Raw genomic sequence first — 18,553 nt, forward strand, 5'->3', positions numbered from 1 at the left:
ACAACCGTCGGCCAGCGGGTCAGTGCGCGAGCGGCGCCCACCGCGGGTCCTGGAAGAACTCGAAGCCGTGGGCTCGTTCAGCGGCGAGTTCGGCGAGCACTCGCAGGTGCGAGGGGGCGTCCGGGCCGTTGACCCGGATGACCGACGCATGCACCTGTGTGACCTCGCGCAGCCGATGCAGGTCACGGACCAGGAGGTCGGGCACGTACCCGACCGGTACCTCACCGGCCACGACGAGGATCGCTTCAGGATTGTTGGCGTTGGTCGGCTCCGGCACCAGAGCCAAGGGCGCGCCAGGGACCAGTCCGTCTAGCACGTCACCGATCTGCCCAGCCGTCACCGGGTGCGGGACTCCGTCAAACACTGGCCGGTTCTCCGGTAGGTGCCGGATGCCATGCACCAGGAACGAGCACGAGACCTGCCCGGCGACGACGTGCGGCACCGGGAACAACTGGAGGGTGTCGCCGTTACGCCGCCCGGAGGAGCGGGTGATCTGCTCCCACGGGGTCGCGTCGGACGGGTCCAAGCCGAGGTCGCTGACGTATCGCTGGTAGTCCGGGCGACGTGGATCGAGAGCACGCTGTGCGAACAACGGGAAGAGCCTGTCGGAGGTGTAGACCTCACGCAGGTCACCGAACCCGAGCAACGGCCGGAAGTCCGGCACCTCGAGCACCGCCCGCACGTAGCGGAACGAGTACTCGTCACCCCGGTGGCGCAGCAGCGCGATCGGGTGGATCCCCCTGTCCACGGGATGCTGCCAGGCCACGACCAACTCCCGATGAGGCGTCGAGGTGTCCCGCACATCGCCACGGTGCATGTCAGAAACGACGTTCACACTCATCACGCAGCCTCCTTCCATTAATCCCCAGCAGCGCGCCTGCAAAACTACGCGCGAGGTCTGACATGGAGTCGATCCTTTCGAACACCGTCGCGCCGTCGACCGATCCGAGCCGCGCGATCGCCTCACACCAGTAGGTGCGTGCCGCGCCGGACGCGAGCTCGAGGGCATCGACCGCCAGCTCGACGAGCGTACGCATCGGCTTGTCCGGGCCGTTCTCGAACCGCCACGCGGTACCCCGCTCCGCGAAGGCCGCGACGTCATGACCGGCGGCGAGTCGCAGCATCTCGCACCGCCTCTCGTCACGCAGGTTGAATCCGAGGCCTCCCGCCTGGTCGTAGGAACCGCACAGGTGGACCGGACCATTCCCGAGTTCCGGCACGAGGACCGACCAGTTCTCGTCGTGCCGATCACGATTGCCGATCCAGGCGTCGAGGATCACGTAGCCGGCGAAGGTGTCGTACGCATCGAACGACGCGGGCAACGAACTGCCTGGAGGCGCGAGAACCCCGTCCAGCGCGGTCCGGATGTTGGCGAGTGAGTGCCCCGGACGGCACTTCCTCCGCGCCGCGTCGGCCGCCAGATCGCGAGCAGGCACGAAGCCGGGCGCCTTGAGCGCATCCAGGAACAACGCACCGGACTGCACCTCGAAGCCCGCCGGCCCCAGGTCGCGCGAGAGGGAGCCCTCGACGCCGCCCCGCACGGCGAGCTCGACGGCGGCGCAGGGCACCGCAAGATGCTCAGCCAAGTGGGCGGCGGCCTTCTCGGACCAGTCCTCACCCTGACGGTGGCCGGTCGCAGTGGTCGTGACGGGCTTGAAGAGCCAGCGGGTACCAAGACCGCTCACCCAGAGCTTCTCGTCGGCACCCACTGCTTCCGTCGCGACCACGGGCCAATCCGACGCGTCGATACGCGCGAAGGCGCCAGCCCCGACCATGCGGCGACTCTATCGAGATACTCCCACGCAGGGGCCGAGGAGCGCCCGTGCAAGTCCACCGATCCTCGCGGGCCGGCTCGCGCGAAACCGGCACGCACTTGACGGATCGATGGCGCGCTGACCTGCGGTTGTAGAACAGGCACCCCTTCGCTTGTAGAGCGGATCCGCGAGGGCGCCCATCGCCGCAGGTCAGACCCTTTCCGGAACCAGCTTCCACAGGTGGTTCCGGACATTCTGTCCGTCGACCGCGCGGGCGCTTCGCAGCACCAGACCCCGCATCGGTCTCTACGCCGCGATCCCGAAGTCGGACCGACCCGACCGGGCGCTCCGGCGCACGACGGTGCCGTCGGGCACGATGGCGTCGGCGAGCAGCCGGGCACCGTGCGTGATGACGACATCGGACCCGATGCGGGCCCCGGCGCCGATCCGTGCACCGTTCTGCACGCGCGTGCGCGGCCCGAGGTGGACGTTCCGGTCGATGACGACGTCCTCCCCCACGAGCACGTCGTGCTCCAACCAGCTTCCCTCGCCGATCCGTGTGCGCGCACCGACCCGCGCACCGGCCTCGACGTAGGTCGTGGACGCCACCGACGCTCCCTCGTGCACCCGCGCCCCGGGCGAGACGAGCCCGCCACCGCTGACGTGGCGCACGTAGCGGACAACCTGACCGTTGTCGTCCTCGAACTCGACCTTCGCTGCCATGGGCTCCTCCTTCCGTTCTGCCTGGCTGACATAACGTGCAGCCGGTGGGAAGGATTCCATCGCGACGAGCGGCCGGGCGACGCGGCTCGCGCGCTGCACGGCGGCCGGATCGAGCTCCGCCGACCTTCAGGCAGGCACCACCAGCACGATGAGCGTCGCGACCGCCGTGAGCAGCGCGAACAGCCACGACGTCGCCACGGTGGACAGCGCCACGACGATCCTGGAGCGCCCGGACCGCTGCTGCGTCGGATCCCGCACCGGATCGAGTCGCAGCGGCATCCGCGCGTTGAGCAGGCCGGAGGCGACCAGGAGCGCCACACCGACGGCTCCGCACACCGCGACCGGGGCTGTGAAGGCCACCGTCGTGAGCGTGACGGGCGCCATCAGGGCCGCTCCGTAGATCGCCGCGCCCACGATGCCGCGGGTACTCGGTGCCGCGCGATCGCGTCGAGCCACGCCGCTGCCGCGACCGACAGCGCGACCGTGACCGCGAGCAGGACGAGCCAGCCGGACGTGAACGACACCTCACCACCCGAACGCCAGGCGTCGACGGTGGTCAGCGTGAGCAGCATCCCGACGAGGCCGATAAACGACGGCACCCCGACGCGGATCATCCGCCCGGCAGACACGTCGTCGAGGCGGCCTGGCGCGAAGGGAAGGCTCCTCGCGTAGTCGGGCGCGGGTCCGAAGGCCTCGTCGGGCGACTCTCCGCTGTCCTGGCAGTAGGACTCGACGTGCTTGAGGGCGTCGCCGATGTCGCGGCCCGTCACGCCTCGCAGCCGCAGCTCCACGACGAAGTCCTCGGTCCACTTCTTCGGCAGGGTCGATCTGGTGGTGGTCATTGCCGTCTCCCCATCGGTTCAGGCCGTCGCTGCCGGCGCAGCAGGGCGGGTGGAGGTGAAGGTCGTGGTGAGCTGAGCGAACTCGGACCACTCCCGGGCGGCGCGCACGAACTCGTCGTGCCCCTCGGCCGTCAGCGCGAAGTACTTGCGGGCGGGGCCGCCGTCGCCGGCACGCCACTCGACGGTGACGTGACCGGCCTCCTCGAGGCGGCTCAGCAGCGGGTAGAGGGTGCCGCCCTTGAGCACGCCGAAGCCGTGCTCCTCGAGCTCGACGCCGATCGCGTACCCGTACGTGGGGCCGTCCACGAGGACGCGCATCACGGCCAGGGCCAGCACGCCACGGAGCCACTCGCTCGGCCACGGTTTGCTCTGCACGGCTATACAGTACGACTACTCAGTGAGCCTGTCTAGCAATCGATCGACCAGCTGCATGCCGCCGGGCAGCCCGGTCACGCGGGCAGGACGTAGAGGTACATCAGCAGGTAGTGCAGGACGGCCGCGACGACCACCATCACGTGCCAGATCTCGTGGAAGCCGAACACCCCGGGCCACGGGTTCGGCCTCTCGATCACGAAGACCACGAACCCGGCGCTGTAGACGAGGCCCCCGACCGCCATCAGCGCCAACGCCCCCAGGGGCAACGACGCGCCCGCGCCGACCAGGACGACCGGCATCCACCCCAACGCGATGTAGAGGGTGTTCGTGACGTACTTCGGCAGCTGCCGCAGCAGCGAGCGCAGCACGATCCCCGCCGAGGCGATCAGCCACACCGTGCCCAGGACCGCCCAGCCGTACGTGCTCCGGAACAGCACCAGCACGAGTGGCGTGACCGAGCCCGCGATCAGCAGGAAGACCGAGTCGTAGTCGAGGGTCCGCAGCACCTCGTTCACCCGCGGCCCGCGATCGAGGGCGTGGTGCAGCGTGCTCGAGACGAACAGCGTCACGACCGACAGGCCGTAGATGCTGAATCCGACGATCTTCCACGGGTCGCCCTGCGCGCCCGCCTGCGAGATGAGCAGCGCGGCACCCTCCACGGCGAAGCACGCGGCGATCAGGTGCGAGACGGTGTTGAACCGCTCGCTGGTCACATGGACGCTGCCGTCCCTGCTTCGTGGTGCTGTGTCCACCGCTGCCTTCCCGAGACGTCGACCCCTCAACCCCCGCGAGGCCGGGAACCACACCGAGGCACCACGCCGGCACGAGCCTACTCATCGCGACCGCCCCCCAGGCCCGCGAGATCGTCAGTCCCGGTCCGAGATCGTGAGCCAGGACGTGCGATCTCGCACCCCACTCACGATCTCGCGACAGGGGTGGGGGCGGTCAGAGGCGGCCAGACGATGATGAGGAAGGTGGCGATGGGCCCCAGGAACAGCGAGAAGAGGAACCAGTACCAGCGGCTCCGCCCCCTGGTCTGAGCCAGTCCCGCGTTGACGAGGGCCAGCGAGAGCAACCACAACCCGGTGTTGACGGTCGTGTTCATCGCCCGCTCACCTTCCGTGAGCACAGCGACGACGTCAGCCGCCACTCCCCCGCCTGACCAGGCACGTCGAGACCACGCATGTCTGTCACTTCCCCCGCTCATGACACCAATGCCACCGACGCTACTGCAGGCAATCCCGGAAGGGATCGGCGCCATGGCCTGGCGCACGGCCACCCGTCGCACGAACGTCACCTTCGTGGCGCGCACGACCGACTGGGCGTGCTGCACCCGCCGCCCGTCCACCGATCGGCCACACGCCACACTCAGCACCCGTCGGCGGAGAGCGAGGTCAGGGTCCTCGTCCTGCGGGACCCACCGTTCGCCGTCGCACCCGGGCCTACCAGGTTCAGCGACTGACCGTCTCCACCAGTCGCCAGCCCTCACCGACGGGCGACTCGCTCTCGGGCAGGTCGACCGCGGCGACGACGACGTTCGTCCCGGTGCCTGAGACCTTCTCCCACCGGCTGCCGTAGGCGAGGTCCACCCGGAGATCGGGGGGTTCGGGCGCCAGCGTGGCGAGGTCCAGGAGCTCGGTCGTGCCACCCTCGCCGCCGGCGGTCCAGTACGCCGCGGCGTGCGAGTGGTAGCTGGCCCACTCCCACTTCCACTGACGCTGGACCTGCTCCCAATGGCAGATGGTCTCCGGTGTCTCGGACATGTGCACCGCCTCCTTCGTGCGCGCCGTCGCGCACGCGTCCCTCTGATCCTGGCACTCCCCACCCCCGCGCGGGCAGGGGACGAACGGCCCCGATCTCAGCCGACCCACAACTCTCATCCGCCGGCCCGCGACAAGCCGCCGACAGCCCGCCGAGATCGTGAGTCCCGTCCGAGATCGTCGCTCCGAACGTGCGATCTCGCGTCGGACTCACGATCTCGCCGGAAGGCGCCGCGACGGCGGGCGGCGGCGGGGTCGGTGTCGCGGTTGTCATACTCAGAGGTGCCCGCCCGAGGTCGTCCGGCTTCTCTGTGTCGGGGGGGCCGCGCTCCGGGGGGACGTGGTGAGTCCCTGCTGTGGCGTGCCGTCCGGGTCCGCCGAGGTGGGACGGTGCCGCGCGGCGACGAGCGACGAGGGGTACCGGTGAGCGACCGAGCCGACCAGGAGCGGGCGGGGACGCCGCGGCGCCTTCTGGCGAGCATGGGCAGCGGTCTGCGAGGTGGTCCGCACGGACCGGCCGCCGACGTGCCCGACGGCTCCTCCGGCACGTGGGCGCCGCTCGCGCTCACGACGTTCCGCTGGCTGTGGATCGCCCAGCTCGTGTCCAACACCGGGTCGTGGATGCAGACGGTCGGCGCCCAGTGGATGCTCGTGCACCAGCCGAACGCGGCGTCCCTGACCGCGATGGTCCAGGCGGCGAGCCTGCTGCCGGTCCTGCTGGTCTCGCTGCCGGCCGGCGTGCTGGCCGACGTGTTCGACCGTCGGCGGTACCTGGTCGGGGTGTTCGTCGCGGCGGTCGTCGTGAGCGGGTCGCTGGTGGTGCTGACCGAGGCGGGGCTGGTGACACCGCTGGTGCTGCTCATGCTCACGTTCGGGCTGGGCGTCACGAACGCGCTCGCCGGTCCGGCGTGGCAGGCGATCCAGCCCGAGCTCGTCCCACCCCGGCTGATCCCCGCCGCCGCCGGGCTGGGCAGCATGAACATCAACATCGCCCGCGCGATCGAACCCGCGCTCGCCGGCGCCCTGCTGCTCGCCGTCAGCCCGGCCGTGCTGTTCGCGATCAACGGGGTCTCGACCGTGGCCGTCGTCGTCGCCCTGGTGGCGTGGCGCCGACCGGCGGGGGCCGTGCGGGAGGCCGAGCCCCTGGTCTCCGCCCTGCGGTCCGGTTCCCGGTACGTCGTCAACGCTCCCGGGGTGCGGCGGGTGCTGCTGCGCGTGGCGCTGTTCGTGGTGCCTGCCTCGGCCCTGTGGGCGCTGCTCGCGGTGGTGGCGAGCGAGCGGCTGGGCCTCGGGTCGGGCGGGTACGGGATGCTGCTCGGTGCGCTCGGGGTCGGTGCGGTGATCGGCGCGCTCGGCCTCGCGAGGCTGCGCGACCGGATGTCGCGGGGCGCGCTGCTGGCCGGCGCCTCGTTGCTGTTCGGGGCGGGGATGGCCGGGGCGGCACTGACCGGCAGCGCGGTGCTGCTGGTCGGGTTGCTGGTGCTGGCCGGCGTCGGCTGGCTGGTGGTGCTCTCGACGTTCAGCACGGTGCTGCAGCTCACGTTGCCCGCATGGGTGCGGGCCCGCGGGATGGCCACCTACCTCATCGTCATGATCGGTGGGCAGGGCATCGGTGCGGCTGCCTGGGGACTGGTGGCCCAGCGGCTCGGGATCGGCCACGCGCTGGTCGCCGCGACGGGACTGCTGGTCGCCGGCGTGGTGTCCCAGGCGTGGTGGCCGCTGCTGGCCCGCACCGGCACCCACGACCCCCGCACCGACACCATCTGGCCCGAGCCGGACGTCGACGCCGCGATCGACCTGGACCCGCGCACCAGCCCGGTGGTGATCGAGATCCGGTACGTGGTGACCGGCGACGTCGAGCGCTTCCTCGAGGCCGCGCGGCGGGTCGGGGTGTCCCGTCGGCGCACTGGAGCGACCTCGTGGACGCTCTACCAGGATGCGGCCGACGGCTCGGTCTTCGTCGAGGTGTTCGTCGTCCCGACCTGGGGTGAGCACCTGCGCCAGCACCACGAGCGACTCACCGGCTACGACCGCGAGCTCGACCTGCGGATGCGTGCGTTCACCGACGGACCGTCAGCGATCCGCCACCTGCTGCCCGCAGAGGGGTGAGCCGTCCGGGTGCGATCGGCGTGCCCGACGCCACCTGGGGTCTGCAGGCGGAGTCGGGGTGCGCCCCCTACTCCGATGGCGTCGCGCTGCGGCCCTGCGGCTCGACAGAGGTCTCCTCGTCGTCCGCGAGGATGAGGTACAGCGACCGGCGGGCCTCCCGCAGCACGGTCCGCGCAGCCTCCTGCTGCCCGACAGTGCCCGAACGGGCGATCTGACGGGCGGCGCTGGCGAGGTCCTCGACCGGTCCGCGCAGGTCGACCTGGGGGCCGAGGTTGTCCCTGAGGGTCGCGAACGGGTCCCCGAGCTCGGCGGCGTTCTCGGTCACGTAGGCGCGCCCGGTGTCGGTGAGGGTCGCGAGCTTGCGGCCCTCGCCGCGAGTGACCTCGACGAGTCCCTCGTCCTCGAGCTGGGCGAGCACCGGGTAGATGGTGCCCGGGCTCGGACGCCACGCTCCCTCGCTCCGCTCGGCGATCAGCTGCATGAGCTGGTAGCCGTGCATGGGCTCCTCGGCGAGGAGCTGCAGGACGGCGGCGCGTACGTCGCCTCGAGGGGCACGCATGCCGCGTCGTCGACCGCGCCCCTCGCCATCCGGGCCGAGGCCTCCGTGGCGGCGCGGACCAGGCCCGAAGCCCGGTCCGAAGCCGGGACCGCGACCGAACGGCTCGTGGTGGCGCCGTGGTCGGTGTCCGCCGTGCATCTGGTCTGTGATTCGTGCGTCTCTCATGACGCTCCTTTCATCGATACGGTAACGATATATCGTTGCTGTATCGATGACAAGGCCTTGCCTGCGTTCACCGGCGCGCGCCGGCAGCCCGCGGCCGATGCGCCGATCCAGCCCACTGCGCCCGCCAGACCACCGGGGTGCAGGTCGCGCGCGCCCCGGTCACGGTGCTCGTCGACCCCACTGTTCACCGACCGGCCGCGTGTCGGTTGCCGGAGCCCCTCCGGTCGTCTCGTAGACTCGGGCACAGCAAAGGCCCCTCGGAGTAAGCGTCCGAGGGGCCTTGCTGTGCCTCACCCCGAGATCCGGTCGGGCCGCTAGTAGTGACTGCCTCGACGGGTTGCCCCACCTGGCCTGTCGACGAACGACCTCTCCTGACCCCGGTGCCGCCATGACGGTGCGGCTCCGTGCCCTCCGAGCGGACGAGCCGCGCGTCGAGCACCTCGTGATGCACTGATCGGCCCGCACAGGAACCTGCGTCGTCACCCGCAGCTCGTCAGGTTGCCCTGCCGATATGCCCTGCCGTTCTCCGATCTTCTCGGTGCCGACTCCCCTGTCCTGGTGCGGGTTGCCCCGCCTTCCGACCGGTTCATCGTGTGCCGATACGAGAGGTCTAGTCCCGTTCCGGGGCGCCCGCAACCGGTTCGGGGAAGAGATTTTTCTGCACAGGTTCCTCACAGCTCCATCCACAGGCCGACCTGCGTGATCGCGCGTTACGCACAGACCTGTGCACGAAAATTGTGGACAGCCGGAGGGGTTCAGGCGCCGATGTCGTGGGTGTGGTGCTCGACGTCGTGCAGGTAGTACCGACCGAGGGTCCGCGTCGTGAAGACCGACCCGTTCGACCGGCGGCCAGGGCGGTCCCACTGGTCCGGTCGCACGGCGGCGAACCGGTCCGCGGTCGTCTCGGCCGCGGCGACCAGCTCGTCCGCGACGACGGACGGGTCCTGGGCGGCGTACCGGCCGCTCACCGCGGCGGCGTCCTGGTCCCAGTTCGCGAACGCGGGGTCGTCCTCGTCGAGGATCAGGGCCAGCCGTTCACCGAAGATGCGATGCACGTCCCGCACGTGGCACGCGTACTCGAGCACGGACCACGTGCCCGGTGCCGGGCGCACCCGCACGTCGTCGCGCGCGAGCGCCGCCCGCCAGCGCACGGCCGATGCCCGCAGCGCCGGCGCGATGTCGGCCACGTCGACGTCCGAGGCCACGAACCCGCACTCCGGGCACGGGCGGTCGAGCACCCAGGTCCAGTCCTTGGTGTCCGGGTCGGCCGGCGGGAGGCCCTGCGTGGTCGCGTCGGCGGCGGTGGGGTCGACGCTCTGCTCGTCCATGCCGCCACTGTAGAGGTGAGATCACGCTGTCACGCTGATGGCAAGGGACCTGGGGCCGGTCGACGTGCTGACGGATGGTGTCAGACTGTCACTATGCCCAAGATCATCGGTGGTTCGCTGCACGAGCACCGCGAACAGACGCGCCTGAAGCTCTTCAGTGCGCTCTCGGCCCTGATGGCCGACCGTGGCTTCGATGCGATCACCCTCGCCGACATCGCCGCAGCGGCGGGCGTCGGCCGGACCGCCGTCTACAACCACTTCCCCGACAAGGAGTCCCTGCTCCTCGGGTTCATCACGCACGAGACCAACCTGTACGTCGCCACCATCGACGCAGCGATCAACGAGGTCTCGGACCCGACGGACCAGCTCCGCACCTACGTCCGCCAGCAGATCGACCTGCGGCGCGTGTACCAGCTCGCCCCCGGACCCGATCTCCGCTCGGTGCTGTCCCGTGGGACCCGCCAGCGGATGCGCGACCACGTGACCGCCGTCGAGAAGATCCTCCGCCGCGTGCTCGCCGCCGGCATCGAGGCCGGTGCGTTCCCGGAGCAGGACCTCGACACCACCGTGCCGCTCGTCAACGCCTGCCTGTCCGGGCGGGGGTCCCCGGCGAGGGACCCGAGCGGGAGAAGGCGATCCTCGCGACCGAGACCTTCGTGCTGCGCGCCGTCGGTGCGGACCTCGACCCCGGCACGCGGGGTCCACGCGAGGACGCCGAACTCGTCTCCGCCTGAGGGCGCGGCGCTCGCCTCCGCCCGCTACCGGCGGTCCGCTCGCGCCCGCTCGGTCAGGTCTCCCGCGTCGATCACGAACCCACCCTCGTCGACGACCGTCCCCCCGACCCTCCCCTCGAGCGCCAGCACCGCACGGGTCATCGACGGGGCGACCCGGTTGCGTGCGATCGCGTGCAGCGGGAGCGACACGTCGAGCTCCCCGGCATCGACGCCCGGCGGCGACCAGGCGACCCGGTACCCGTACACCCCGAACGCCGACGGGTCCGCCGTCGCCAGGACCAGCGGCAGCTCCGTCGACCGTGCCAGGCTCACCCGGACCAGACCGTCGTACTCGTAGACCGCGGTGAACGCCCACGCCTCCGGCCCGACGGCCTCAGCAGACGTGAGACGGGACCCGGACAACGCCGGCCGCAGCACCGCCAGGGCGGCATCGCCGTCGATCGCCTGCGGTGACCACAACGTCATCGTCAGCGCGGAGCTCGGGTCAGGGACCAGGACACCACCCTCGGGAAGCACCACCGCACCCCCGGTCCGCCGCGCAGCCGCGGCCAGCCACGCCATCACCACCGGCTCTGGCGGGAGTCCACCGCGCACGAGGTACACGTCGAAGGCCTGCGGCGGTAGCCCGCCCGCGTGCGCAGCCGCTGCCGCGACCGGGTGCGGCCCGTCCAGCCGCGTCTCCCCGACGAGCCGCAACCGGCCCGGCTCCGCGGTCGGCTCCTCCGGCGCTGCGGACCGGAAACGCCCCACCACACCCTGACGAGGACGCAGACGCACCTGCCCCGTCGACATCGGGACCTGCTCCCAGGCGGCCTCCGGGAACCACGCACGAGCCAGCTCGAGCACCGGGGAACCAGGCGCGAGCGCAAGGAGCGGCTCGCCGGCGAGGTGTCTCGGGAACTCGGAGTGAACCGTGCTCATGCCCAGAACCTAGCCGGAGATCGCCGCACACAGGTGCACGAGGGCCGCGCACGGCATGCTCACGCCGGTCCGTGCCCGCGCCCACCGCCGCCCACGACTGCGACACTGGCCCCATGCCCACCAGATCCGCACGGCCGAGTCGTCCCCGCCCACCGGATCGCCCCACCTCCACCTACGAGCTGACCTTCCTGCCCGGCCTGGCCGACATCGTCCAGTCCGAGGTCGCCGACGCGCTCGGCCCCCGCACCCCGGTGCTCCTCCTCCCCGGTCGCGAGGACTCGATGCTCGTGCGGCACGGCGGACGGCCAGATGCCCTACGCGCGCTGCGCACCGTCGTCGCCGTGTCGCAGGTGCTCAGCTTCCCCGTGCCCCGGCCCCGGTCCCTCTCCAGCGGTGAGTACTTCCCCGCGATCGTCGACGCCGTCCAGCGGTCCGCCCGGCTCGACGGCGCACGCGCCTTCCGGTTCGAGGCCGCGGGCAGCGACTCCCTGGTCTTCCAGCGCCTCGGCACGCAGCTCGCGCACGCCACCGGTCTCCGCCAGGAGCACGACCACAGCGAGGACGCCGGCGCCGTCGTGCTCCGGTTCCGCCGCACGCCGCAGCTCGACGCCGCCGGGCCGCGACCGGACGGCTGGGACGTGCTCGTGCGGCTCGGGTCACGGCCGTCCTCGGCGCGGGACTGGCGCGTCGCCGACTATCCCGGCGCCGTCAACGCCACGATCGCCGCGGCGATCGTCCGCCTCGCCGGGATCCGCGCCGAGGACCGCGTCGTCAACCTCATGTGCGGTTCCGGGACGCTGCTCGTCGAACGGCTGCTCGCCGGGCCGGCCGCGAGCGCCGTCGGTGTCGACGTCTCCCCGGAGGCGATCGCCGCCGCCACCGCGAACGTCGCCGCGGCCGGACTCGCTGCGGACGTCGAGCTGGTCCGGGCCGACATCGCCGACGAGACGTGGTGGCCGACCGTCCCCGCCGATCTCGTGCTCGCCGACCCGCCGTGGGGCACGCTCACCGGGTCCCACGCGACCAACGAGGCCGCCCACCAGGAGGTCCTCCGCGTCGCGCACGCGATCACCCGACCCGGCGCGCAGCTCGCCGTCCTCACGCACGAGGTCACGATCATGGACCGGGTGCTGCGCGGGACGGCGCTGTGGCGTGAACGCGCCGAGGTGCGGGTGTTCCAGAAGGGCCACCACCCGCGGGTCTACCTGCTCCGCCGCGCGGACTGACGACCCGGCGCGGGCTCGTCCGGTCGGTGGACATTCGGCCACAACCGTTCCCTCCACTGTCGCGGATCACGCGGCGAGAACATGATGGAGAGGTGAGCAAAACGGACAGGACGTCCACAGCGGATCGACAGGTCCTCGCTGACCGGACGGATGTCCAGAGGCTGCTCGACGCCGCGATGCGCCTCGACGGCTGCACCGAGGTGTCCGACCTCGTCGTCACCGCCGCACGGCTCGCGCGCCTCCTCACCGGCTCCACCGTCGCGAGCCTCGGGCGCGTCGACCAGGACACCTTCCGCGCCATGACCGTCGATCCCCCGATCCAGGAGGGCGCGTGGACCGGGCTCGCCGCCTCCGAGTACCGCGCGTCGAAGCGGCCGGCGCTGCGCGCGCTGATCCGCGACCGCCGCGGCTGGGTCGTCGACGCGAACGACCCCGACAGCGACCAGACCGAGATCGAGGCGCTCCTCGCCAACGGGATGTCCGTCGCCGTCGCCGTCCCCGTCCTCGCGCACGGATCCGTGTGGGGGCAGCTGTACCTCGCCCGACGCGAACCGACCCCGTACACGTCCGAAGAGGTCGCGCTGCTCGAGGTGTTCGCGAGCCTCGTCGCCGGGGCGCTCACCCGCATCGACATCGCGACGCAGGTCGAGCGACTCGTCATGGCCGACCCGCTGACCGGGTTGCCGAACCGGCGCGCCGCCGACAGCGCCGTCGCCGCCGCCCTCGCCTCCGGCGCCGTGACCTGCGTCGTCATGTGCGACGTCGACAGCCTCAAGCGCATCAACGACGAGCACGGGCACGAGCGCGGCGACGAGCTGCTGCGTTCGGTCGCCGACGTCGTCCGCCGCATGCGCGACGCCCTCCCGGGCTCGACCGCGGTGCGCCTGGGCGGTGACGAGTTCTGCGTCATCACCGTCGGCATCCCCTCGGCCGACGTCCGCGACGTCGTCGACGCCGAGCTCGCCGTCGGCGGGCTGCCGTACGGCGCCACGCTCTCCTACGGGATCGCCTCCACCGAGCACACCGACCCCGAGGCCACCGGGCGGAGCCTGTTCCGCCTCGCCGACGCCGCCCAGTACCGGGCCAAGCGCGCGCGACACCTGCGCGTGTCCGGGGGAAGCCGCTACGGCGGGATCACCCAGCTGACGGTGCTCGACGACGGCCTCGCCGCCCTGGACGCCCTGACCCGGGACGCCCGCGCGCGCGACGTCCTGGTGCACGCGGGCGACCGCCTCTCCGCCGTCGCCATCGCCCTCACCGAGTCGGTCGGGGCGATGCACTGGTACGTGTCGTCGTGCGAACCGTCCGCCCGGACCCTCCGGCTGGTCAACCGCGGGTCCTCGGTCAGCCGACCCGACACCGCGTTCCTCATCGACGCGTTCGGGCAGGACTTCGCCTCCGCCGCCAACCCGTCGACGGCACGCGCCCTCGACGGTGGGGCGTTCTGGGTGCACGTCTCCGACCCGGACGGGCACCCCCACGAGAGGCACCTGCTCGCTGCGACCGACGCGACCGCGGTCGTCGCCGCCGGCGGGCCGGACGCGTCGGGCCGCCGCTGGCTCGTCGAGCTGTACTTCGACAGCCTGCACGTCGACGTCGAGTACGTCGCGACGCCCGTGCGGGCCGTCGTCGCCGCCGCGATCGTCGGGCTGCCCTGAGAGAGCGACGGGCCGGGGACGGGCGGTGGACGGGGGGCGGATCTGCGGGGCGTGAGGTCTTCGAGTGTGAGGTCCGCTGGGCGTCAGGTCCGCTGGGCGTCAGGTCCGCGAGGCGTCAACCGTGCAGCGGGAGCACGAGCGTGCGCGGACCCGCCTGCACCACCCGCACCGGCACACCCCAGTCCTGGCTGTTCAGGTGGCACGCCGGGTACTCGACGGCCTCGTCCGCGTCGCACGACGCCGCCTTGGCGGTCACGTGCAGCACCCCACCCGGGACGTCCGGGTTGAGTCGCAGCACACGGGTGAGCGGGATGTCGTCACCGGCACCCCCGAGCAGCAGCTCCGGCGGTGTCGCGGAGACCGACAGGCGCGTCGACGGCCCGTAGCGGTCGTCGTACTTCTGGCCGGTCGCCGGGGTGAAGACGACCTCGAGGTCCACCTCACCCGCACCCAGCTCGGTCACCGGCCGCTGCGTGCGGTGCGCGCCCTCGTCGAGCCGGTCGCCGGCGCCATGAGGCACGGCGACGCGCACCAGCCGATGGGCGGCCGACTCGACCACGAGCAGCACCACGCCGTCGGCCGACTCCTGGACCAGGACGCCGCTCGGCTCGGCGAGGTCCCGCGCGAGCGTGGTGACCTCGTGCGTCGCCGGGTCGTAGCGGCGGACGGCCCCGTTGTAGGTGTCCGCGATGGCGATCGACCCGTCGGGCAGGACCGCGACGCCCAGCGGGTGCTGCAGCAGGGCCTGGTCAGCGGGGCCGTCACGGTGGCCGAAGTCGAACAGGCCCTGACCGACGGCGGTGCGGACCGTCGCGGAGGGTGCGGCGGGTGAGGTCACGGTGCCGGGCTCGACCTGGCGGAGGCCGGAGACCTCGGAGTCGGCCACCCACAGGCGCTGGTCCGCGTCGACGGCCAGACCCGACGGCTGCGCGAACCAGGCCTCGAGCAGCGGACCGTCGAGCAGGCCCTCGTTCATCGTGCCGCCGACCAGGCGCATCGTGCGGCGCTCGCCGTCGAACGCCCACAGCGTGTGGTTGCCGGCCATCGCGACGACGAACGCGCCCATCGGCGGGTACCAGACGACGTCCCACGGCGACGACAGCCGGAGGCGGAGCGGGTCCACGTCGTCGGTCGAGGGGTCGCCCGCGGCCAGGTCCCCCGCCGGTCCACCGTCCCCTCGGCGGGCGTCGACCGGGCCCGGCGCGACGTTGTCCGCACCGCCGACCATGTACTGCTCACCGGTCCCGGCCACGGTGGTCACGTGCCCGTCGGCCAACCGCACCCCGCGGAGCGCGTGGTTGACGGTGTCGGCGACCACGACGTCGTATCCGAGACGGTCACGCAGCCCGTCGGGCACGAGGCACAGGCCGTTCGGCTCGCTGAACCGGGCGACCGTCGGGCCACCGTCGACCAGCCCACGCTCGCCGGAGCCGATGCGGCGCACGAGGGTCTCGCCGTCGGGCGCGAGCTCCGCGAGGCTGTGGTGGCCGGCGTCCGCCACCAGCAAGGTCCCTCCCGGCAGCACGATCGCCTTGGCCGGGAAGCGGAGGGTGCCCGACGTCGGGGCCGGCGGCACGTACGGTCCGTCGCCTCGGTGCAGGGTGCCGCGTGCCTCGTGCTCCGCGACGAGGTCGGCGACCAGGACGTCGAGGTTGTGCGCGTGACCCTCGCCCGCCATGTGCGCGACGACGTAGCCCTCGGGGTCGATCACGACGAGCGTCGGCCAGGCGCGGGCGGTGTATGCGGACCACGTGGTGAGCTCGGGGTCGTCGAGGACGGGGTGGTGGACCTCGTAGCGGTCGACGGCCGCGGCGAGCGCCACCGGGTCGGCCTCGTGCGCGAACTTCGGGGAGTGCACGCCGACGATCACCAGGACGTCCCGGTGCCGCGCCTCGAGCTCACGCAGCTCGTCGAGGACGTGCAGGCAGTTGATGCAGCAGAACGTCCAGAAGTCGAGGACGACGATCTTGCCGCGCAGGTCAGCGAGGGCGAGGTCCCGGCCGCCGGTGTTCAGCCAGCCGCGCCCGACGAGCTCGGACGCGCGGACCTTGGGCAGACGAGACGCAGACGGCATCCCCCCAGTCTCCCAGCCCCGCCAAGTGGAGCGTTCTGCCGCGACACGCCCGCGTGTCGCTGGCAGAACGCTCCACTTGGCGGAAGGGGGTCAGTCGTCGTCGTCGTCCTCGTCGTCCTCGACGAGCTCGCCCTCCCAGGCCTCGAGGCCCTCCCGGACTGCGAGCACGGCGACGACGAGCCCCGCCGCCGGGTCGAGCCACGTCGCACCGGTGAGCGCGAACAGCCCGAGGCCGAGCAGCGTGGACACGCTGAGGAGCAGGCACAACCTGGTCTCCGCGGCGTCGGCCAGGATCAGGCGGTCCCCGCCGAGTGCGACGCCGACGCGCGTCTTGGCCCGGGCGAGCAGGGGCATGGCGATCACCGAGGCGCCCAAGACGGCGAGACCGACCGGTGACGACGTCGGGGTCTCGTGCGTGAGCAGGGACCGGGCCCCCTCGGCCACCACGTATGCGGCGAGCGCGAAGAACATCAGCGCGACGACCCGCAGCGTCCGCCGCTCGCTCGCCTCGTCGGGCTCGGCGTCGCGCAGGCGGGCGGCAAGGCGCATCGCGACCAGGACCGCCGTCACGGACTCGATCCCCGAGTCGAGCCCGAACCCGAGAAGCGAGACCAGGCCCGCCGAGGCGCCCGCCGCGATCGCGACGAGTCCCTCGACGACGTTGTAGGCCACGGTCAGCTGGGCGAGACGGCGACCACGTCGGGTCAACCGGTCGATCTCCGCGCGGTCGAGGGTCGGAGGTGTGGGCACAGGTCGAGAGTAGGGGTGGCGGGCCGTCGACGAGGTCAGCGGCGCTCCGCCGCCGACGCGATGCCGCGCTGCATGCCACCGAACACGATCCCGTGGAACGGGGTCACCGACCGCCAGTAGAGCTGCCCGGCAAGGCCGTGCGGATGGAACACCGCACGTTGTGCGAAGACCGTCGCGCCGTCGTCGTCCTTCTCCACCCGCAGCTCGAGCCACGCCAGCCCCGGCAGGCGCATCTCCGCGCGCAGCCGCAGCAGCCGACCCGGGTCGACCTCCTCGACGCGCCAGAAGTCGATCGCGTCGTCGACCCGGAGGTCGCTCGGATCGCGCCGACCTCGCCGCAGGCCCGGCCCGCCGGCGATCCTGTCGAGCAGACCGCGGACCTGCCACGCGAGCGCCCACGAGTACCAGCCGCGCTCGCCGCCGATCTCCTGGATGACGCTCCACAGCGCCTCGGGCGTCGCGTCGACCGTCGTGCGCCGCTCGTCGACGTAGAGCGACCCGCCCGCCCAGTCGGGATCGCTCGGCAACGGGTCGCTCGGGGCGCCCGCGACCGCCGCCGACGACCACCGCGTCGTCACCTCGGCGTCGCGCACCCGCTCGAGCGCGAGCCGCACGGCCCGGTCGAAGCCGACGAGGCCCTCGGGTGGGTCCGGGACGTACCGCGCGATGTCGTGCTCGTCGCAGACGACCTCGTGGATGAGGGACTCCACGAGCGGCCGTGCCAGACCGGACGGCACCGGCGTCACCAGCCCTACCCAGTGGCTGGACAGGCTCGGGCTGAGCACCGGGACCTTCACGATGAGCCGCCGTGGGAGCCCGGCCGCGCGCGCGTACCCCTGCATCATCTGGCGGTACGTGAGCACGTCGGGCCCACCGATGTCGAACGCGCGGTTGACGTCGGCCGGCATCGTCGCCGAACCCACGAGGTAGCGCAGCACGTCCCGGATCGCGATCGGTTGGATCCGGTTGTCGACCCAGCGCGGCACGGTCATCGCCGGGAGCCGCTCGGTCAGATAGCGCATCATCTCGAAGGACGCCGATCCGGAGCCGAGGATCACCGCGGCCCTCAGCACCGTCGTCGGGACACCCGAGGCCAGCAGGATGTCGCCGACCTCCTTGCGCGACTCCAGGTGCGGGGACAGCTCCTCGCCCTCCGGGAAGAGCCCGCCCAGGTACACGATCCGGCCGACGCCCGCCTCACGTGCTGCCCGCGCGAAGGTCAGGGCCGTGGCACGGTCGCGCGCCTCGAACCGGTGGCCGGTGCCGAGCGAGTGGATGAGGTAGTACGCGACGTCGACGCCGTCGAGGGCGGTACGTACCGCGTCAAGGTCACCTGCGTCGGCGCGGACCGCCTCGACGTCCGCGAACCAGGGACGCCCGCGCAGCCGGCTCGGGTCGCGGGCGATCGCACGCACGTGGTGACCGGCGGCGAGCAGCTCGGGAACGAGGCGCCCGCCGACGTAGCCGGTGACTCCGGTGACGGCGACGACGAGGGGTCTGGGAGTGTCGGGCATACGGCAGTGTGCGGGCACGGCGACGTCCGTGCACGTCGGACCCGCCCCCGCTGGTGCCGTC

At 72.1% G+C, this 18,553-nt stretch carries 18 protein-coding genes and 2 pseudogenes; 4 read left to right on the forward strand and 16 right to left on the reverse strand.

Annotated features, from left to right (window positions below; all coding sequences use genetic code 11):
• Positions 1–19 precede the first annotated feature (19 nt).
• From LJB74_RS09660 to LJB74_RS09700, 9 genes are all read right to left on the reverse strand, one after another.
• On the reverse strand, positions 20–766 hold the full coding sequence (locus LJB74_RS09660) for a hypothetical protein (RefSeq protein WP_259308336.1): 747 nt from the start codon (positions 764–766) through the stop codon (positions 20–22).
• Between the two features lie 52 nt (positions 767–818).
• Positions 819–1,775 carry a hypothetical protein gene (locus LJB74_RS09665; RefSeq protein WP_259308337.1) on the reverse strand — a complete coding sequence of 319 codons (957 nt, stop codon included), beginning with the start codon at positions 1,773–1,775 and terminating at the stop codon, positions 819–821.
• 285 nt (positions 1,776–2,060) lie between these two features.
• Positions 2,061–2,477, reverse strand: a complete 417-nt coding sequence (locus LJB74_RS09670) for a transferase (RefSeq protein WP_259308338.1) — start codon at positions 2,475–2,477, stop codon at positions 2,061–2,063.
• 126 nt (positions 2,478–2,603) lie between these two features.
• Positions 2,604–2,861, reverse strand: a complete 258-nt coding sequence (locus tag LJB74_RS09675) for a hypothetical protein (RefSeq protein ID WP_259308339.1) — start codon at positions 2,859–2,861, stop codon at positions 2,604–2,606.
• The gene (locus tag LJB74_RS09680; protein ID WP_259308340.1) at positions 2,861–3,319 is read right to left on the reverse strand and encodes a hypothetical protein; all 459 of its coding nucleotides are present in this window, start codon (positions 3,317–3,319) and stop codon (positions 2,861–2,863) included. Before LJB74_RS09680 ends, LJB74_RS09675 begins: the two co-directional genes overlap by 1 nt.
• 18 nt (positions 3,320–3,337) lie before the next feature.
• Positions 3,338–3,694 (reverse strand): PadR family transcriptional regulator, encoded by a 357-nt coding sequence (locus tag LJB74_RS09685; protein ID WP_259308341.1) that lies wholly within the window; start codon positions 3,692–3,694, stop codon positions 3,338–3,340.
• A gap of 74 nt (positions 3,695–3,768) precedes the next feature.
• Positions 3,769–4,446, reverse strand: a complete 678-nt coding sequence (locus LJB74_RS09690) for a hemolysin III family protein (protein WP_259308342.1) — start codon at positions 4,444–4,446, stop codon at positions 3,769–3,771.
• A 164-nt stretch (positions 4,447–4,610) separates the two neighbouring features.
• Positions 4,611–4,799 carry a hypothetical protein gene (locus tag LJB74_RS09695; RefSeq protein ID WP_259308343.1) on the reverse strand — a complete coding sequence of 63 codons (189 nt, stop codon included), beginning with the start codon at positions 4,797–4,799 and terminating at the stop codon, positions 4,611–4,613.
• A gap of 346 nt (positions 4,800–5,145) precedes the next feature.
• A complete protein-coding gene (locus LJB74_RS09700; protein ID WP_259308344.1) occupies positions 5,146–5,457 on the reverse strand; it encodes a hypothetical protein in 312 nt (103 codons plus the stop codon).
• Between the two features lie 420 nt (positions 5,458–5,877).
• On the opposite strand from LJB74_RS09700, the gene LJB74_RS09705 reads away from it, so the two are divergent.
• On the forward strand, positions 5,878–7,563 hold the full coding sequence (locus LJB74_RS09705) for an MFS transporter (protein ID WP_259308345.1): 1,686 nt from the start codon (positions 5,878–5,880) through the stop codon (positions 7,561–7,563).
• Between the two features lie 67 nt (positions 7,564–7,630).
• Here the strand turns inward: LJB74_RS09705 and LJB74_RS09710 are convergent, their stop codons facing one another.
• Both LJB74_RS09710 and LJB74_RS09715 read right to left on the reverse strand, forming a co-directional pair.
• Positions 7,631–8,122, reverse strand: a complete 492-nt coding sequence (locus LJB74_RS09710; RefSeq protein WP_259308346.1) for a PadR family transcriptional regulator — start codon at positions 8,120–8,122, stop codon at positions 7,631–7,633.
• 920 nt (positions 8,123–9,042) lie between these two features.
• Positions 9,043–9,615, reverse strand: coding sequence for a DinB family protein (locus LJB74_RS09715; RefSeq protein WP_259308347.1), 573 nt, complete (start codon positions 9,613–9,615; stop codon positions 9,043–9,045).
• A gap of 93 nt (positions 9,616–9,708) precedes the next feature.
• Between LJB74_RS09715 and LJB74_RS09720 the strand changes: the two are divergent.
• A pseudogene (locus LJB74_RS09720) lies at positions 9,709–10,349 on the forward strand (TetR/AcrR family transcriptional regulator).
• A 24-nt stretch (positions 10,350–10,373) separates the two neighbouring features.
• On the opposite strand, the gene LJB74_RS09725 reads toward LJB74_RS09720, so the two are convergent.
• A complete protein-coding gene (locus LJB74_RS09725; protein WP_259308348.1) occupies positions 10,374–11,270 on the reverse strand; it encodes a hypothetical protein in 897 nt (298 codons plus the stop codon).
• 113 nt (positions 11,271–11,383) lie between these two features.
• On the opposite strand from LJB74_RS09725, the gene LJB74_RS09730 reads away from it, so the two are divergent.
• Positions 11,384–12,496 carry a methyltransferase domain-containing protein gene (locus tag LJB74_RS09730; protein ID WP_259308349.1) on the forward strand — a complete coding sequence of 371 codons (1,113 nt, stop codon included), beginning with the start codon at positions 11,384–11,386 and terminating at the stop codon, positions 12,494–12,496.
• Between the two features lie 66 nt (positions 12,497–12,562).
• On the opposite strand, the pseudogene LJB74_RS20850 reads toward LJB74_RS09730, so the two are convergent.
• Positions 12,563–12,634, reverse strand: a pseudogene (locus LJB74_RS20850) (hypothetical protein); the annotation flags it as partial.
• 38 nt (positions 12,635–12,672) lie between these two features.
• On the opposite strand from LJB74_RS20850, the gene LJB74_RS09735 reads away from it, so the two are divergent.
• Positions 12,673–14,154 (forward strand): diguanylate cyclase domain-containing protein, encoded by a 1,482-nt coding sequence (locus tag LJB74_RS09735; RefSeq protein ID WP_396125223.1) that lies wholly within the window; start codon positions 12,673–12,675, stop codon positions 14,152–14,154.
• Between the two features lie 115 nt (positions 14,155–14,269).
• Here LJB74_RS09735 and LJB74_RS09740 read toward each other — a convergent pair whose 3' ends face one another.
• The 3 genes from LJB74_RS09740 to LJB74_RS09750 all read right to left on the reverse strand — a co-directional run bounded on the left by LJB74_RS09740 (position 14,270) and on the right by LJB74_RS09750 (position 18,492).
• Positions 14,270–16,228: an NHL domain-containing thioredoxin family protein gene (locus LJB74_RS09740; protein WP_259308351.1), complete on the reverse strand. Its 1,959-nt coding sequence runs from the start codon at positions 16,226–16,228 to the stop codon at positions 14,270–14,272.
• A gap of 90 nt (positions 16,229–16,318) precedes the next feature.
• Entirely contained in the window at positions 16,319–16,978 is a 660-nt protein-coding gene (locus tag LJB74_RS09745; protein WP_259308352.1) for a cation diffusion facilitator family transporter, read from the reverse strand.
• Positions 16,979–17,013: 35 nt separating this feature from the next.
• Complete coding sequence (locus LJB74_RS09750) at positions 17,014–18,492, reverse strand: SDR family oxidoreductase (RefSeq protein WP_259308353.1); 1,479 nt, start codon at positions 18,490–18,492, stop codon at positions 17,014–17,016.
• Positions 18,493–18,553 lie beyond the last annotated feature (61 nt).

This window comes from Cellulomonas sp. P24, assembly GCF_024704385.1.
Lineage (GTDB): Bacteria > Actinomycetota > Actinomycetes > Actinomycetales > Cellulomonadaceae > JAJDFX01.

Bases quoted from the DNA above. Each gene is read 5' to 3' on its own strand.
- LJB74_RS09665 (WP_259308337.1), bottom strand. From the start codon at position 1,775: ATGGTCGGGGCTGGCGCCTTCGCGCGTATCGACGCGTCGGATTGGCCC.
- LJB74_RS09675 (WP_259308339.1), bottom strand. From the start codon at position 2,861: ATGGCGCCCGTCACGCTCACGACGGTGGCCTTCACAGCCCCGGTCGCG.
- LJB74_RS09700 (WP_259308344.1), bottom strand. From the start codon at position 5,457: ATGTCCGAGACACCGGAGACCATCTGCCATTGGGAGCAGGTCCAGCGT.
- LJB74_RS09725 (WP_259308348.1), bottom strand. From the start codon at position 11,270: ATGAGCACGGTTCACTCCGAGTTCCCGAGACACCTCGCCGGCGAGCCG.
- LJB74_RS09710 (WP_259308346.1), bottom strand. From the start codon at position 8,122: ATGCGTGCCCCTCGAGGCGACGTACGCGCCGCCGTCCTGCAGCTCCTC.
- LJB74_RS09670 (WP_259308338.1), bottom strand. From the start codon at position 2,477: ATGGCAGCGAAGGTCGAGTTCGAGGACGACAACGGTCAGGTTGTCCGC.
- LJB74_RS09750 (WP_259308353.1), bottom strand. From the start codon at position 18,492: ATGCCCGACACTCCCAGACCCCTCGTCGTCGCCGTCACCGGAGTCACC.
- LJB74_RS09740 (WP_259308351.1), bottom strand. From the start codon at position 16,228: ATGCCGTCTGCGTCTCGTCTGCCCAAGGTCCGCGCGTCCGAGCTCGTC.
- LJB74_RS09715 (WP_259308347.1), bottom strand. From the start codon at position 9,615: ATGGACGAGCAGAGCGTCGACCCCACCGCCGCCGACGCGACCACGCAG.
- LJB74_RS09680 (WP_259308340.1), bottom strand. From the start codon at position 3,319: ATGACCACCACCAGATCGACCCTGCCGAAGAAGTGGACCGAGGACTTC.
- LJB74_RS09695 (WP_259308343.1), bottom strand. From the start codon at position 4,799: ATGAACACGACCGTCAACACCGGGTTGTGGTTGCTCTCGCTGGCCCTC.
- LJB74_RS09730 (WP_259308349.1), top strand. From the start codon at position 11,384: ATGCCCACCAGATCCGCACGGCCGAGTCGTCCCCGCCCACCGGATCGC.
- LJB74_RS09735 (WP_396125223.1), top strand. From the start codon at position 12,673: ATGCGCCTCGACGGCTGCACCGAGGTGTCCGACCTCGTCGTCACCGCC.